This is a genomic window from Streptosporangium sp. NPDC006007 (assembly GCF_040614315.1).
In the GTDB taxonomy this organism is placed as follows: Bacteria; Actinomycetota; Actinomycetes; order Streptosporangiales; family Streptosporangiaceae; genus Streptosporangium.
This window is the reverse complement of the sequence record NZ_JBEXUG010000019.1, coordinates 53,562-70,025: the sequence shown is the minus strand read 5'-3', so window position 1 is coordinate 70,025 and position 16,464 is coordinate 53,562. Positions and strand designations below refer to the sequence as shown.

The following is a 16,464-nucleotide window of genomic DNA, read 5'->3' as shown; positions in this document are numbered from 1 at the left end:
TGTCCTCTTTCTGCCGGCGGGCGTTCGGCCGGCGGCCTCTAGCGGCTCGTCGGCGCCGGGCCGGCACGCGCGATTCGAGATCATCACTGGCGTCACATATGGGGTCTGCGGCCGTTGGTACGTTTCCCCTCCTGGTCGAGCAGGTCGGCGGCGTCGGAGCGACCTCGGCGGGTGCCCTCCTGGAAGGAGGCCATGGCCGCGCGGATCTCCTCGGGTGAGCGGTCGTCGTCGCCGTCGTCGGGGATGGGCTCGGGAGCGGGCGCGTCCCCCTCCTGGAGCGGGGTCGCGAGATGGGTCTGCGGGATACGGCGGGGGAGGCCCCCCGGCGTGTGACTGGTGTCGGGCGGGGGCAGCACGAGAGGGAGCGGGACCACGGGATCACCGGGACCGTCCCCGCCGCCGGAGACACCCGGCGCGGCGGGAGCACCGGACACCCTGGGGAGACCGGGGTCGCCGAGCGCCTCGGGAGCGCCGCCGGGCGCGTGACGGCCCGCGGCCAGCGCGGCCTCCCACCCATCGGACGACATCGCCTGGACGGACTGGTCGATGGCCTTCTCCTTCCTGCCGGTCGATCTGACACCGGTGACACCCAGCGGATCGGCCCCCCGATCGCGGGTCCCGGTCGTGGGCGCCCCACCGGCCATCACGCCGGCGTTCACCGCTCGGGGCTGCGGCACGGCCGCGCCCCCCTCGGCCTCGGAATCCCGCTGCTCGCCGACCAGATCCTGCGGGAGCAGGACGACGACCGTCGTGCCGCCGTACGGCGAGGCCTTGAACGTCACCCGGATGTCGTGGCGTTCCGCCAGCCGGCTGACCACGTACAGCCCCAGCCGGGCGTTGCCCCCCAGTTTGAGCTCGGGCGGGTTGGCGATCCGCTCGTTGGCCCCGGCGATGTCCTCCGGGCTCATGCCCAGGCCCCGGTCCTCGACCTCCAGGGCATATCCGTGGGCCACGGCGTACCCGCTTACCTGCACCGTGGTGTAGGGCGGGGAGAAGGAGGCGGCGTTCTCGACCAGTTCGGCGACCAGGTGGATGACGTCGCTCACCGCCCGGCCGTCCAGCGCGACGTCTCCCAGGGGGAGCACGTCCACCCGGGTGTAGTCCTCGATCTCGGCCAGCGCGCCGCGGACGACGTCGATCATCGGCACCGAGTCGCGCCACGCGCGACCGGGTGCCGCGCCGGAGAGCACCAGGAGGTTCTCCGCGTAACGTCGCATCCGAGTGGCCAGGTGGTCGAGCCGGAACAGGTCGCGGAGTTCCTGCGGGTCGTTCTCACGCCGCTCCATGACGTCCAGCACACTCAGCTGACGGTGGACGAGCGACTGGGTACGGCGGGCGAGATTGCGCAGGATGTCGGCGATGTCACGCCGCAGTTGAGCCTGCTCGACCGCGACCTTGATGGCGGTCTGCTGCACGGCGTTGAACGCCTGGCCGACGTGACCGATCTGGTCGTTGCCGAACTCCAGCGGCGGCGCCTCGGCCGCGACGTCCACCTCCTGCCCGTGACCGATCCGGTCCACCACCGAGGGCAGTCGCTCGTTGGCGAGGTCCCATGCCGCGACGCGCAGCTTGTCGAGCTGCTGGACCAGGGCCCGCGCGGTGGTGATGGACAGGACGATCGAGGCGATGACGGCCAGCAGCCCTAGACCACCGGCCAGCGAGAGCCGTACGATGACGCCGACCGCGACCGGGGTGGCCCGCTCGACGATCCCGTCTCCCGCGGAGAGCACCACCTCCATCAGCTTCGTCAGCACGGGCTGGGAGGCGGAGGTCCACTGCCGGGCGTCGACGGACTCGGCCGGGCCGACCGGGGTCGCCGGGCTGGCGGAGGTGATCGGGTTGGCGGGGGTGGTCGAGCTGGTGGGGTTGACCGGGCTGGTGGGGTTGGCGGTCCCCGCGGGAGCGGCCGGGGCGCCCCGCATGAGCTGTTCCTCCATGCCGCGCATGCGGGCGAACGCCTCGCTCTCGATCAGCCGCTGGCAGAGCTCCCGGTCGGCCGCGGGCAGCTCGGCCACGGCCTCCTGGAGGATGAACCGCCGGGTTCCGACGATCTGTGCGAACAGGGCGCGCTCGGCGTCGGTGAAGCGGCCGGCCGTCAGGGCGCCGGCCGCCAGGGCGTCCTCCTGGGCGAGGACCTCTCTGGCCCGGCTCAGCTCGATGACCGTACGGGTGTCCTTGGCGATCGCCACGTCATCCAGCGTCGCCATGGAGTCGTAGATGCGGTACAGGGACTCGATGACGTCGGTGAACAAATCGGCGGCCCGGATCCGGTCCAACGTCCCGGCGTCGATGGCCTTACGGCCGCCGCCGAGGCCGTTCAGTTTCTGGAACGTTTCGCCGATCCGGCGGTTGAGGGCCGCGCCTCCCAGCCACCGCACGTCACCACCGCTCGCGAGCTTCCGGAAGTTGGCTCCGGCCGCCTCGGTCCGCTTACGCTGCGCGCTCAGCGACTCGCGCTGCTGACGGGTGGAGCGGGGCTCGGCCAGGTAGATCAGGCTGAGCCGCCGCTCGGACTGCAGCTCGACCAGCAGCCGCTCGCTCGGTTCCGCCACGCCCGAGTCGAGCTTGGCCACGCCGAGCATGTTGACGCCCTCACGGACCGTCACCCACGCGGTGAAGGCCCAGAGCGCGATAAGTGACACCAGCAGTGCCGTGACCTTGGTCCGCAAACGCGCGTTGCGCAAGCGCATAGCACCCATCCTGGTGAAAGTGAAAGAAAGTCACATTACTTTTCACGGCAATCAATGTGTGTGAACAAATCAACGCCACATCGCACCGTTGGCGGCATCCAGCAACGCACCCGCAGAACCCTAGCAATCTCCCCAAATACACTCAAGGCAAGATTGACCAGATGGGGCGGTCTGTCCTTTTCTCCGACCAAAATTCTGTGACATATTTCAGTCACTCTCCGTTATCGCGAGTCGCGGCCCCACCCCTCCGCAGGAGCCCCTGCCAGCGGGTACGGCACGCCGGGGGGCATGACGGACAGTGTGGAGGACGGCGCGACGGGTGCCGGGAGGGACAGTGCGCGCCGCGCCAGATGGAGCGCTCCCAGGATCGCCGCCCTGACGATCGCTCCGGGCACATACAGGTCCTTGTCGTGCCAGAGTGCCGGAGCGTCGATCGGCGCGCCACGCTCGGTGACCGAGTCCAGCAGGCTGCGATACCCTCGCTCCACCGCCCGCGCGCGGCGCTCCCCGCCCACCGAATCCGCCGGGACCGGTCCCGGCGGGGCGGGGCCGTCCGCCGGCCCCGGCCGGGCGGACGGATCCGTCAGCAGCAGGGTCTGCAGGGCGTAGGCGGTCTCCTCCGCCGTCCCCGCCCACCGCCCCCAGGATCCGTCCTCGCGCTGGGTGTCCAGCAGCCACCGAACGGCTCCGCGCACGGCGCCCGCCGCCCCCTCGCCGCCGTAGTCCTCCAGAGCGAGCGCGCAGCAGGCCGTAGCGTAGTAGGGCGAGGCGTGCCACCGGTCCATCCAGCTCCCGTCGGCCCGCTGGCAGCCGCGCAGCCACGCCGACAGCTTGCCCACGGCGATGGCGTAACGCCCGGTGTCACCGGATGGGCCGGCGGTGCGGCGCAGGTGCTCGCCGAAGGCGTCGAGCACGTGCGCGTTGACCGTCGGCGAGGCTCCCTCCTCCCCCTGCCAGGTGCAGAAATGGGTGTCCACCTCGTACGCCCAGAGGCAGCCGGGCTCGCGGGGCACGCCCAGCAGCGCAAGGGCGTACAGCCCGACGGAGGTGGTGTCGGAGTCCGGTGGCAGGCCCGCCCCCGCCGCGGTGCCGCCCGGGCCGATCGCGCGTTCCAGGCTCTCCACCAACTCGCCGGGTACGGTCACCGGGATGCCCGCGCGCCGCAGCCAGCTCAGCGTCCAGCCGCGTTCGAACACGGTGACGGGGATGGCGCAGGGCACCGGGCCACCGGACCGGTTCACCACCGCCTCCAGGTAACGCCGCACCGGGGAGCTCCCGTCGAACGCCCCCGCCTCACCGAGCCACGCGGCCCCGGCCGCGGGTGACGCTCCGACCGCGGCGGCCGTCGGCGCACGGGCCCCGCCCGGCTCCCCTGCCGCCTGCGCCCCGCCCGGCTCCGTGCCGCCCGGCGGATCTCCGTCCGACCTCGCGGGCGGGACCTCGGGGAGCGCCCCGAAGTCCTCGATCGGGCACGGCGTGACCCCGGCGGCCCCGGCCGCCGTCTCACCCGCCACCTCCAGCGCGTGCAGCAGTTTGCGCGGGACCGTCGCGCCCGAGGCCAGCCGTGCCCGGATCATCGACAGCTTCGCGCCGTCCATGCCCGCCGGAGGTTCCAGCGGCCTTCTCTCCCCCAGCGCCTCCAGATGGTTGTTGATCATGGCCGTCAGGGCCGGCACGATGAGCTCGATCGCCGGCATGTCGGGCAGGTCACGCGAGACCGGCCCGCCCCGCCAGCGGCGCAGCGCCCCCAGCCCCCGCCGCGCCCCCACGGCCGCGAGACCGCCCCCGTGGCCGGGGGGCTCGCGCCGCGTCTCCGCGAGGAGCGCCTCGGTCGCGCTGAGGGTGGGAACCAGGGCGTATCCGCCGGGGGCTCCCCAGCCGCCGTCCGGCCGCTGGGCGGCCAGCAGGAACCCGACGCGCCGGGCGTGACCGGCCAGCCACGGGGTCAGGCTCACCAGCCGCCCGGTCTCGTACGGCGAGGCCGAGACCTGACCCCACGGCTCGGCCAGCAGACCCTCGACCAGCTCACGGGCCTCGGCGATCACGTCGATCTCCGGGAGAACCGCCCGCCGTGCCGTACCCGTGACCCGCGGCACCGTATCGGACCGGAGGAGGTCGTCGATGCTCACAGGGTGCCCCAGTAGTCACCGAACCGATAGAAACCGGCGCAGAAGTCCATCTGCCGTTCGAGGTAGCCGGCCACCTCCGGGTGGTCCGCCCGGAGTGGGGCGATCAGCTCCCGGCTCCGGACGGCGAGCTCGGCGACGTGCCGCTCGACCTCGGGGCGGGTGGGGCCGAGCAGCAGGGCGTTGAGGTCTCCCCAGGTCACGTCCCGTTCGTAGGTGCCCAGGTCGTTGAGGAGCCGGATCACCCGCTGCACCGCCCGGCCGGCCTCGGTGATCGGATCAGGACCGGCGGTGACGTCCGGACCGGCGGTGTGCAGCCGGTGGGCGGCGAAGACGAAGGAGAAGCCGAGGTTGTCGGCGTTGCCGAGGTACTCCTCGAACGTCGGGCGGACCTTGGCGGTCTTCCAGCGCCACTCCTCCAGCATCGCGGCCAGCATCCGCCGGAGCTCCTCGCGCCAGACCGGCCCGAGCACCGGGAAGGCGGGGGAGGCGGCGAGCTCGTCGCGAATGTCGGCCAGCATGCGGGTGAGATCGTCGCCTGGGAGCGGCGGGGCGCCACCGGCCACCTCCAGGCACCGCCGCGCGAGGTCGTCCACCTCCTGTGGGCAGGTCACGACGTAGTCGACCAGCCAGTCCAGCCCGAACGCCCACAGGGTGGCCTTGTTGGCCATCCGCAACTGCTCGGCGGTGAACCAGGGCCCGCTGAACGCCATGGCCAGCGAGAGCGTGCTGTAGAGGGCCGGGTCGAACGGCTTGGCCGCGAACAGCTCGGGGTAGGCCGCCGCCCATTCGCGCATGCCGCGCTGGGACTGTCCGGCCACGGCGCAGACCGCCCCGCACTCCGCGGCGGTGGCCGCAGAGGCGAGGTCGCAGGGGGCGAGGTCGGAGGAGGCGAGGTCGCAGGGGGCCGTCACAGTGCCTCTCCCATGGCGCGGCGGACCGGGACGAGCTTGAGCGCGATCTTCTCCCTGGGCCTCAGCGAGGCGGCGGGAGACGGCGTGAACGGCCCCGCGGTGGCGAGCGTCGGGCGGAACCGGCTCAGGATGGCGGCGACCAGGAGCGGCGCCTCCACGTAGAACAGGTGCTGGCCGAGACACTGGTGCGGTCCGCCGCCGAAGGGGAAGTAGGAGTACTTGTGCCTGCGCTCCTGCCCCTCGGGCGCGAAACGCTCCGGGTCGAACTCCAGCGGGCGCTCCCAGAACCCGTCCAGCCGGTGGGTGGCGTATGGGCTGATCAGCACCTGCGCGCCCGCCTTGACCCGCGTTCCGCCGATCTCGGCGGTCCTGGTGGCCATCCGGGGGAAGATCCAGCCGGCCGGGTAGAGCCGCAGCAACTCCTGCAGGACCATCCGGGTGTAGCGCAGTTCGGGGACGTGCGCCGGTACGGCCGGCCCCGTGCCGACCACGCGGTCGATCTCCTCGTAGAGCCGCTCCGCCACCTGTGGATGGGCGTCCAGCAGCGGCCACAGCCAGGTCAGGGTCATGGCCGTGGACTCCGAGGCCGCGCCGTAGACGCTGACCAGGTCGTCGCGGATCTGCCGGTCGCCGATCTCCGCGCCGTCCTCTCCCCGGGCTCGGCAGAGGGCGGAGATGACGTCGAGGCTGTCACTGCGGTCGGCCCGCGCCTTCCTGATGACGGGGAACAGCACGTCGTCGACGGTCTCGACGGCCTTCATGAACGCCCGGTCTCCGGGCACCCGGACGGAGTAGGGCATGAACGGCATGAGCAACCGGAAGTTGATCGAGGTGGCGGCGGTGTCGTAAGCGGGCGCGAGGCGCTCGCCGTCCGCCCGGGTGATCCGGTCGCCGAACAGCACGCGGATGACGGCCTGGTTCACGATCCCGGCCATCTCCTCGGCCGCGTCGATGAGCCGCCCCGACAGGGCGTAGCGGTCCAGCTCCTGGATGCGCAGGGTGATGGTCTTGGCCATCTCCTCGGCGATCGAGGAGATGTAGCGCCTGGTGAACAGGGGTTGCAGCACCTCTCTGCTGGACTCCCAGGGCTTTCCCTCGCCGAGGATGCTGGCGCCCAGGATGCGCCGCAGGGGCCGCCAGAACATGCCTTCGCGCCGGTAGTTCGTCCAGTCGGACTTGAGCACCTGCTGTACGTGGTCGGGGTGGGTCACCAGGTAGGGGCGGAAGAGCCCCAGATCCAGGCGGACGACCTCGCCCCCCGCCTGCCTTCCGATCTCGGCGAGGGCGTTCACCGGATCTTTCACGAACCTCGGCAGGACACGATGGACAGGGATTGTTCTGCTGCGCCGGAACGCTCCAGCAGCCGCACCGATCGACATTACTTTGCTCTCCCACCTCGCGCGACGCGAACCTACGCAGCGTGAACACCGCCCATGGCGGAGCCAGGGCGGTGAGGCGCATTCCGGGATTCGGCCACTCCGGTGTGGCCTGTTCCCACGCGAAAACGGTCAGGGCCGGTCGACCGGCAGCCCCTTGACAACCCTTCCGCGCCTCGCCATGCGCCTTCTCACACTCACGTATCCAAAGAGTGCTTTTGTACGACTTTCGTAACCCTTTGGGCGAAGTATCACATGATCCACAGGAGGCGATCAAGGTCACAACCCGATAATATTTTCCATATGACTAGAATGACTTGCTTTATGGGGCAAATATTCGCGTAACATGAACCAAATCCGTCAGCGAGCCCCATCTCGGTCACGCACGGCGATGACGGGCGCACGGCCGCCGACGGGCCCACCGGGGCGGCGGGCGGTGACGGACCGGTCCCCGGCGCGCGGGTCACCTCCGGAGCGCCCCCCACCCCGGCCACCCGCCCCGAACCGCGACGACGCGCACCCGTCCCGGACCCTCCCCGAGACCGGCGCCTCAGTGCCCGAACGCCTCCAGGAGCCGGTCGGCGGCGAGGGAGGGGGTCAGAGCCCCGGTCTGGACCTCATGTTCGACCTCGGCGGTGATGGAGGCGACCTCCGGATGCTCGCGGAGCATGGTCAGCAGGCGGTCGGTCACCAGGGACCAGGTCCAGCCGACCTGACGGCGACGGCGGCGGGCGGCGAGCTCACCGGAGGCCGCCATGGCGTCCTGGTGCGCGACGACCTGGCGCCAGAGCTCCTCCAGTCCGGTACCCTCGTACCCGCTGCACGTCAGGACCGGCACCGCGCGCTCCGAGCGGAGCAACCTCAGCGCCCCCGCCAGCTCCCTTGCCGCCCTCCTGGCGTCCATCTCGTGGGGGCCGTCGGCCTTGTTGACCGCGATCACGTCGGCGAGCTCCAGCACCCCCTTCTTGATGCCCTGAAGCTGGTCGCCGGTCCTCGCCAGGGCGAGCAGCAGGAAGGTGTCCACCATGTCGGCCACGGCGGTCTCGGACTGGCCGACGCCGACGGTCTCCACGAGCACGACGTCGTACCCCGCCGCCTCCACCACGACCATCGCCTCGCGGGTCGCCTTCGCCACCCCGCCGAGGGTGCCCGAGGTGGGCGAGGGGCGGATGAAGGCGTGCGGGTCGGCGGCCAGACGGGACATCCTGGTCTTGTCCCCCAGAACGCTGCCGCCCGTCCTGGTCGACGACGGATCGACGGCGAGCACGGCCACCCGGTGGCCGTCCCCGGTCAGACGCACGCCGAGCGCGTCGATGAACGTGGACTTGCCGACCCCGGGCACACCCGTGACGCCCACCCTGCGCGCCCTGCCGGCCAGCGGCGTCAGCTCCACCAGCAGCCGTTGCGCCAGGTCCCGATGGTCGGCCCTGGAGGACTCCACCAGCGTGATCGCCCGGGCGATCCAGAGCCGGGAACCCCCCTTCACCCCCTGGACGTAGTCCTCAAGCGTCCGCGGCATGGCCCAGCCGGACAAGAAGATCGGCGACCAGTTCCCGGGCGGCGTCGGCGATCACGGTGCCCGGCGGGAAGATGGCCGAGGCCCCGGCGGCGCGCAGCTCGTCGAAGTCGCCCGGCGGGATGACGCCGCCGACCACGACCACGACGTCGTCCGCGCCGAGCCCGGCGAGCGCCTCACGGAGAGCGGGAACCAGCGTCAGATGCCCGGCCGCCAGCGAGGAGACCCCTACCACGTGCACGTCGGCCTCGACCGCCTGACGGGCGACCTCCTCGGGCGTCTGGAAGAGCGGGCCGACGTCCACGTCGAACCCGAGGTCGGCGAAGGCCGTTGCGATCACCTTCTGCCCCCGGTCGTGACCGTCCTGCCCCATCTTGGCCACCAGGATGCGGGGACGGCGGCCCTCCAGGCGCTCGAACTCGGCGCACGCCGCGCGGATCTCGTCCACGCCGGATCCCACCTCCTCACGGTAGACGCCGGATATGGTGCGGATCTGGCCGGCGTGCCGGCCGAACACCCGCTCCAGCGCCTCGGAGATCTCCCCCACCGTCGCCTTGGCCCGCGCGGCCTCGATGGAGAGCGCGAGCAGGTTGCCGTCGCCCGCCGCTCCCTTGGTGAGCGCCTCCAGCGCCTGGTTCACCCGGCCGGCGTCCCGCTCCTCGCGCAGGCGGCGGAGCTTGTCGAGCTGCTGCGCGCGGACCGAGGTGTTGTCGACCTTGAGCACGTCGATGGCCTCGTCGGCGTCGGACCGGTACTTGTTGACACCGATGACCGGCTGACGCCCCGAGTCGATGCGCGCCTGGGCACGGGCGGCGGCCTCCTCGATGCGGAGCTTCGGCAGCCCCTGGTCGATCGCCCTGGCCATCCCCCCCGCGGCCTCGACCTCCTCGATGTGCTCCCACGCCCGGCGCGCCAGCTCGTGGGTGAGCCGCTCCACGTAGTAGGAGCCGCCCCAGGGGTCGATCACCCGGCAGGTGCCGGATTCCTGCTGGAGCAGCAGCTGGGTGTTGCGGGCGATCCGCGCGGAGAAGTCGGTGGGCAGGGCCAGCGCCTCGTCGAGTGCGTTGGTGTGCAGTGACTGGGTGTGGCCCTGGGTCGCCGCCATCGCCTCGACGCAGGTGCGCACGACGTTGTTGAAGACGTCCTGGGCGGTGAGCGACCAGCCGGAGGTCTGCGAGTGGGTCCGCAGCGACAGCGACTTGGGGTCGCGCGCCTCGAACCCGGAGACCAGCCGCGCCCAGAGCAGCCGGGCGGCCCGCAGCTTGGCGACCTCCATGAAGAAGTTCATGCCGATGCACCAGAAGAACGACAGCCTCGGCGCGAAGGCGTCGATGTCCAGGCCCGCCCCGACGCCCGCCCGGAGATACTCCACCCCGTCGGCGAGGGTGTAGGCCAGCTCCAGGTCGCAGGTGGCCCCGGCCTCCTGGATGTGGTACCCGGAGATCGAGATCGAGTTGAACTTGGGCATCCTCTCACTGGCGTAGGAGAAGATGTCGGAGATGATCCGCATTGAGGGGCCCGGCGGATAGATATAGGTGTTGCGGACCATGAACTCCTTGAGGATGTCGTTCTGGATGGTGCCGGCGAGCTGCTCGGGCGCCACCCCCTGCTCCTCGGCCGCCACGATGTAGAGCGCGAGCACCGGGAGCACCGCGCCGTTCATGGTCATCGACACGCTCATCCGGTCGAGGGGGATCCCGTCGAAGAGCTGCCGCATGTCGTAGATGGAGTCGATGGCCACCCCGGCCATGCCGACGTCCCCGGCCACGCGCGGGTGGTCGGAGTCGTAGCCTCGGTGGGTGGCCAGGTCGAAGGCGACCGACAGGCCCTTCTGCCCGGCGGCCAGGTTACGCCGGTAGAAGGCGTTGGACTCCTCGGCGGTGGAGAACCCGGCGTACTGCCGGATGGTCCACGGCTGGTTGACGTACATGGTCGGGTACGGCCCGCGCAGATACGGCGCGGCCCCCGGATAGGTGTTCAGAAAGTCGAGTCCGGCCAGGTCCTCGGCCGTGTAGAGCGGTTTGACGTCGATGCCCTCGGGCGTCTGGAACACCAGCTCGTCCGGGGTCCTGCCGGTGGCCGCCCGCACGGCCCGCGCCCAGCCCGCCGGATCCGGCGCCGAGGGCTCGGTCCTCAGCCCGATTCCGGAGAAGTCGGGGATCATCCGGTCACCTCCAGGTCGTCGAAGGTCGTGCGGAGCACGCCGAGCGCGTCGCACCCGGCGTAGAGGTTGGCGTCCACGCCCGCGTACCTGCCCTTACCCGCCAGCCAGATCCTTCTCGCACCCGCGGCGCGCAGCGCGGCGGCCACGGCCTCGGCGTGCTCGCCGTACAGCCGGTCGCTGGAGCACAGGCAGGCGACCCGCGCGCCGCCGGCGTTGAACGCCGCGGCGATCAGGGCGGGGTCGACGGTGGCGCCGGAGGTGAGGGTGGCGATGCCCCCCGCCTGGAACAGGTTGGCCGCGAACGACGCCCTGGCCGTGTGGGCGGACGGCGGGCCGATGACCGCCAGGAACACAGCGGGCCGGACCTCCTGGGCGTCGGCCAGGTCGCGCAGCTCCTCGAAGTCCTGGGCGTATCGCACCCCCGTGGCCCTGACCGGCCGGGGGGCGCGGACGGGGAGCCGCTCGGTGAGGTTGGGGAACTCGCTCACGCCGGTGATCGGGTCGCGACGGTGGGCGATGTTGTCCGCCCGCCGCCGCCAGGTGGCGGCGAGCCGGGCCTCGACGAGCCCGCTCTCCAGGGCCGCGGCCATTCCTCCCGCGCGCTCGATCTCCTGGAACCACTCCCAGGCCGCGCCCGCCAGGTCCTCGGTGAGCCGCTCGACGTACCAGGATCCGCCGGCCGGGTCGATCACCCGGGCCACCCCCGCCTCCTCGACGAGCAGCGAGTGGGTGTTGCGCGCGATCCGGCGGGCGAAGGCGTCTGGCAGTCCCAGGCAGGCGTCGAACGGCTGCACGGTCACCGCGTCGGCCCCGCCGACCCCGGCGGCGAAGCAGGCCAGAGTGGTGCGGAGCATGTTCACCCAGGGGTCGCGGGCGGTCATCATGGCCGAGCCGGTCACCGCGTGCTGCCGCTGCCCCGCCCCGGCCCCCGCCCCGCACACCTCGGCGACGCGCGCCCAGAGCCGGCGCGCGGCGCGGAGTTTGGCGACGGTGAGGAACTGGTCGGCGGTGGCGGCGTAACGGAACTCCAGCTGGCCGAACGCCTCCTCGGCGGTGAGCCCGGCCCCGGTCAGCGTCCGCAGGGCCGCGACCCCGGCGGCGACGGAGCAGCCGAGCTCTTCGGCGTCGCTTCCGCCCGCGTCGTGATATGGCGTGCCGTCCACCACGATCGCCCTGAGGCCGGGGAACCCCGCCACACATCGCCCGGCCAGCTCGACCGCGGTCTCCACGTCGCGCAGCGGGTCGGCGCCCAGGTTGCCGGCGAGCCGCCCGGTCCCCCGCTCCGCCGCCTCCTTCGCCTCGGCCACCGCGAACAGCGCCTCGGCCGCCTCGCGGGTGCGCGGACCCGCGTCCAGCGTGACCGAGATCAGCTCCAGGTAGACCCGGTCGAGGACGCGGGGCAGGTCCTCGGGTTCCAGGGCGAGCCAGAGCGAGGTGACACCGTTCTCCAGGTCGGCGAGGACCGCCTCGGGGTCGGCCACCTCGTGCCGCTGCCTGACGTCCCAGCCCCCGCCCTCCGGACGGGCGCCCCGGACGTAGGGAGCGGCCCCCGGCAGCCCGGGGTCGCCGGGAAGATCGGAGGCGTCGTAGAGCGGCGCGACGGTCACGCCGTCATAGGTCGTGGAGGCCAGGGCCTCTTCAGGAGAGGCGGCCTCGATCCCGGACTTCCGCAGGACACCGAGGGCCAGCTCACGCCACCGCTCCCGCGTGGTCGGCGGGAAGTCAGCGGGTGGTCGAAGTCCCTGAGATGGCACCGTCATGAACCGGATAGTAAGGGGCCCCGCCGCAGAACGTTATTCCGGGGTCGGGTGTCGGGGGCGCGGGACCCGCGTCCGCGTGGCGGTGCCGCGGGACCGCGGGAGTCTCCGGCCGCGCCTTCGCGATCGGACGAGGGTCAGGTGACGGGTTTCTTCCAGGCGGCTTCCCAGGTGGCGCGGTCCACGGTGCCGGTGACCGACAGCCCCTTCTCCCGCTGGAAGGCGCGGCAGACCTCACGGGAGCCCTCGCCGTACAGGCCGTCGACGTCGAGCTTCCAGCCGCGCTTCCTCATCTGCCCCTGCCAGGTGCGGACGTCCTCACCCTTCATGATCGGCGGATACCTCAGGACACGGCCGGGGAAGACCGGGGCCGGGGCGGTCGGGGTGGTGGGGGTGCCGCCGGGACGGGGGGCGCCCTTCTTCACCCAGGCGTACAGCGGGCCGCCGGGGCAGTCGGTGGAGTAGCCGTCGCGGTGCCCCTTGATCTCCGTGCCGGCGCCGCCCTTGGCACGGAGATACTCGACGGCGTCGAGGATGGCGTGCAGCATGGCGTCGTTCGGCTGGATCAGCCCGGAGGAGCCGACCAGGCCGAGCACGGCGTAGTGGTCGCTGTTGAGCCCGGCGCCGTTGGCGGCCGGCAGCCTGCCGGGGCCCCGGCCCTCGAAGACCTTGCGGTGCGGGCAGGCCACCATCGAGTAGCCGATGTCCATCCAGCCGTTGCCGTCCATGTGGTACTTCTGGATGGCCTTCATCATGGCGACGCATTTGGCGTGGTCGCTGACGATGTCCGGGCTGACCTGACCGCCGGTGTAGTGGACCTTGGCTCCCCGGGTGGAGGTGAGCCGGCCGTAGGAACCACGCGGTTCCCGGGCACCCCACTCGCGACGGGTAACGAGATCAATGGCCACGAGACTTCTCCACGGTTTGGGTAACGAATGCTAACCAGAGCGTAAAGCTCGTCTATCACCATACGATGCGGCTCGCCAAACGATCTACCAGTATCCCGGCGCGCCGCGAGTTTCCTGGGATGGCCGGTATCGGGACGGGCGTCCTTTTCCCCGGAGCCGACCGGCCAAACCTCTTTCCCGGCTCCGTCCGGCCCTCGAAGGCCTCCGTCCGCTCTTTCCCGGGCGTCCTCCCCGGCCTCCCGCCGGGCTCCGGCCCGCCGCCCGGAACCACGGGCGCCCCCGCACGGGCCTTCGAACGCTCCCCGGAGGTCTCAGGGGCGTTCCCCCATGCCGGGCCGGATCACCCGGCGTTCGGTGACGATGGCGGTGACCAGGTCGTGCGGGGTGACGTCGAAGGCCGGGTTCAGGGCGCGGGCCCCCTCGGGTGCCAGCCGTACCCCGCGCACCGAGAGCACCTCATCGGGGTCGCGCTCCTCGATCTCGATTCCGGCCCCGGTGGGGGTGGCCGGGTCCACGGTGCTCTCCGGGGCGACGACGACGAACGGCACGCCCGCGCGACGGGCGCCGAGGGCCAGGGCGTAAGAGCCGATCTTGTTGGCCGTGTCGCCGTCGGCGGCGATCCGGTCCGCGCCGATCAGCACCGCGTCGGCGTATCCCCTGGCCAGCAGGGCCGGTCCGGCGGAGTCGGCGACCAGGCGGTACGGCGCGCCCAGCCGATCGAGCTCCCAGGCCGTCAGCCGGGCGCCCTGGAGGAGCGGCCGGGTCTCCAGGACCAGTGTCTCGGTCAGCTGTCCCCGTTCGTGCAGGGTCCGCACCACGCCGAGGGCGGTACCGCGCTCCACGGCGGCGAGACCTCCGGTGTTGCAGACGGTCATGATCCGCACCCGGTCGCGCCCGGTGAGCTCGCGCACCAGGCCGGCGCCCCGTTCCCCCATCGCCCGGCAGGCCGCGATGTCCTCGTCCCGGATCCGCAGCGCCCGGCCGAGAACCGCGCCGAATCCGCCGCCCAGGCAGCTGAGCGCCTCGTCGACGCCCCAGGCGAGGTTGACCGCTGTGGGCCTGGCCGCCCGCAGCCGGGCCGCGGCGGCGACCGGATCGGGTTCGCCCCGCGTCGCGAGCGCCACTCCCATGGCCCCGGCGACGCCCAGGGCGGGAGCCCCCCGTACGGCCAGCCGCCGGACGGCGTCGACGAGCCCGTCCACCGTGTCGATCCGGAGCACGAGGAACCTGCCGGGCAGCTCTGTCTGGTCCACGAGCTCGACGGCTCCGTCAACCCAGTCGATCGTCCGCATATCTCAAGATATGCCGATAAAACTCAGGTACCGGGCCTGTACGTGCGGTCTTATACGTACATAAGAGATATGCCCATGACGTGATGGTGTCGGTAGCCTTGCCCGCATGGCCGCCCCCCTGACTTCCGAAGATCCGCCCAGCCTCGGGGCATACCGGCTGGCGGGAAGGCTCGGCGAGGGCGGCCAGGGCGTGGTCTACCTCGCCTACCCGCCGGACGGCGAGCCGGTCGCCCTCAAGCTGCTGCTCCGCGGCGACCCCGAGACGCGGACGCGGCTGGCGCGCGAGCTGTCGGCCCTGGAGAGCGTCGCCCCCTTCTGCACGGCCCGCGTGCTGGCGGCCTCGGTCGACGGGCCCCGGCCGTACGTGGTGAGCGAGTTCGTGGACGGGCCGTCCCTGCAGCAGCGGATCAAGGAGCGCGGGCCGCTGCGGGGCGGCGAGCTGGAGCGCCTGGTGATCGGCACGGCCACCGCCCTGGCGGCCATCCACGCGGCGGGGGTCGTGCACCGGGACTTCAAGCCCGCCAACGTGCTGCTCGGCCCGGACGGTCCCCGCGTCGTGGACTTCGGCATCGCCAGGGCGGAAGGCGCGGCCACGATGACCTCCGGCATCGTCGGCACCCCCGCCTACCTGGCCCCAGAGCAGATCGGCGGGGCCCCGGCCTCGGCCGCCTCCGACGTGTTCGCCTGGGCGGCCACCATGCTCTGCGCGGCGAGCGGCCGATCGCCGTTCGGGGCCGACACCCTGCCCGCCGTACTGCACCGGATCCTGCACGCCCACCCCGACCTGTCGGTCCTGCCGCCCAGGTTCGCCGGCCTGATCGGCTCCTGCCTGGACAAGGACCCCACCCGGCGGCCGACGGCCCGCTCCCTGATGGTCGGTCTGGTGGACCCGGACACCCGGGGCGCGGCCTCCACCGAGGACCTGGCCAGGATCGGCACCCGGATCGCGGCCCCGGGCACCGCACCCCCGCACGGCACCGGCACCGGCACCGGCGACACGAACGGCACAGGCGACACAGGCGACACGGACGGCAGGGGCGGCACGGGCGCGGCGGGTCTCGGCACCCGGCCGTCCCGGCGGTCCCGGGGCGCCGTCGGCGGCGCGGTCCTCGTCGCGGTGTCGCTGGTGATCGCCGGAGGCGTCGCCGGCTGGTTCCTACTCGGCGACCACACGGCCTCCCCCTCCTCCAGCGGCCCCTCCTCCCGCCCCCCGACCGGCCCCGCCCTGCCCCCGGCCGGTACGGCCTCCCCCTCCCCCTCCCCCGACGGCGGCGCCGACACCGACGGTAGCGGCGACACCGACGGCGTCGCCGACCCCGGTGACGTCGTCGACACCGGTGAGCCCACCCCGGCGGGGACGACCGCATCCCGGCGGCCCGGGGGCGCGGGGAAGATCCCCGCCTCCTTCGCCGGAACCTGGTCGGGACACATCAAGCCCAGCATCTCGTACGGCAGTTTCCGGGAACACGACGTGAAGATCGACCTCATCGCCGGAAAGAGCTCGGGCACGTGGGAGGAGCCGACCTCCGGCTGCACCGCCGCCCTCGACCTCGCCAAGGCCGGCGCCGGGACACTCGACTTCGAGCTGCGGCCGGACGACCCGCTCAACTGCGTCCCGGGCACGCTGACCCTCACCCGCAGAGGTGCCGTCCTCGCCTATCACTGGATCGACGGCCTGGGGCTCGTCTCCTACGACGGCGATCTGTCCAGGGGCTGACCGT

Annotated in this window: 10 protein-coding genes; 1 reads left to right on the top strand and 9 read right to left on the bottom strand. The window is 72.2% G+C overall.

Annotated elements, in window-relative coordinates:
- Positions 1-92: 92 nt before the first annotated feature.
- The 9 genes from ABZ194_RS17005 to mtnA all read right to left on the bottom strand — a co-directional run bounded on the left by ABZ194_RS17005 (position 93) and on the right by mtnA (position 14,743).
- The gene (locus tag ABZ194_RS17005) at positions 93-2,690 is read right to left on the bottom strand and encodes a nitrate- and nitrite sensing domain-containing protein (protein ID WP_355597125.1); all 2,598 of its coding nucleotides are present in this window, start codon (positions 2,688-2,690) and stop codon (positions 93-95) included.
- Between the two features lie 221 nt (positions 2,691-2,911).
- Positions 2,912-4,819: a prenyltransferase/squalene oxidase repeat-containing protein gene (locus tag ABZ194_RS17000; RefSeq protein ID WP_355597123.1), complete on the bottom strand. Its 1,908-nt coding sequence runs from the start codon at positions 4,817-4,819 to the stop codon at positions 2,912-2,914.
- A complete protein-coding gene (locus ABZ194_RS16995) occupies positions 4,816-5,730 on the bottom strand; it encodes a terpene synthase family protein (RefSeq protein WP_355597121.1) in 915 nt (304 codons plus the stop codon). Before ABZ194_RS16995 ends, ABZ194_RS17000 begins: the two co-directional genes overlap by 4 nt.
- Complete coding sequence (locus ABZ194_RS16990; protein WP_355597119.1) at positions 5,727-7,034, bottom strand: cytochrome P450; 1,308 nt, start codon at positions 7,032-7,034, stop codon at positions 5,727-5,729. The genes ABZ194_RS16995 and ABZ194_RS16990 overlap by 4 nt, the downstream gene beginning before the upstream one ends.
- 622 nt (positions 7,035-7,656) lie before the next feature.
- Entirely contained in the window at positions 7,657-8,625 is a 969-nt protein-coding gene (gene meaB, locus ABZ194_RS16985) for a methylmalonyl Co-A mutase-associated GTPase MeaB (protein ID WP_355597117.1), read from the bottom strand.
- The gene (scpA, locus tag ABZ194_RS16980) at positions 8,609-10,786 is read right to left on the bottom strand and encodes a methylmalonyl-CoA mutase (RefSeq protein WP_355597115.1); all 2,178 of its coding nucleotides are present in this window, start codon (positions 10,784-10,786) and stop codon (positions 8,609-8,611) included. Before scpA ends, meaB begins: the two co-directional genes overlap by 17 nt.
- Positions 10,783-12,546, bottom strand: coding sequence for a methylmalonyl-CoA mutase family protein (locus ABZ194_RS16975; RefSeq protein WP_355597113.1), 1,764 nt, complete (start codon positions 12,544-12,546; stop codon positions 10,783-10,785). The genes scpA and ABZ194_RS16975 overlap by 4 nt, the downstream gene beginning before the upstream one ends.
- A 134-nt stretch (positions 12,547-12,680) precedes the next feature.
- Complete coding sequence (locus ABZ194_RS16970) at positions 12,681-13,451, bottom strand: N-acetylmuramoyl-L-alanine amidase (RefSeq protein ID WP_355597111.1); 771 nt, start codon at positions 13,449-13,451, stop codon at positions 12,681-12,683.
- Positions 13,452-13,762: 311 nt separating this feature from the next.
- On the bottom strand, positions 13,763-14,743 hold the full coding sequence (gene mtnA / locus ABZ194_RS16965) for an S-methyl-5-thioribose-1-phosphate isomerase (RefSeq protein WP_355597109.1): 981 nt from the start codon (positions 14,741-14,743) through the stop codon (positions 13,763-13,765).
- 106 nt (positions 14,744-14,849) lie between these two features.
- On the opposite strand from mtnA, the gene ABZ194_RS16960 reads away from it, so the two are divergent.
- Entirely contained in the window at positions 14,850-16,460 is a 1,611-nt protein-coding gene (locus tag ABZ194_RS16960; RefSeq protein WP_355597107.1) for a serine/threonine-protein kinase, read from the top strand.
- Positions 16,461-16,464 lie beyond the last annotated feature (4 nt).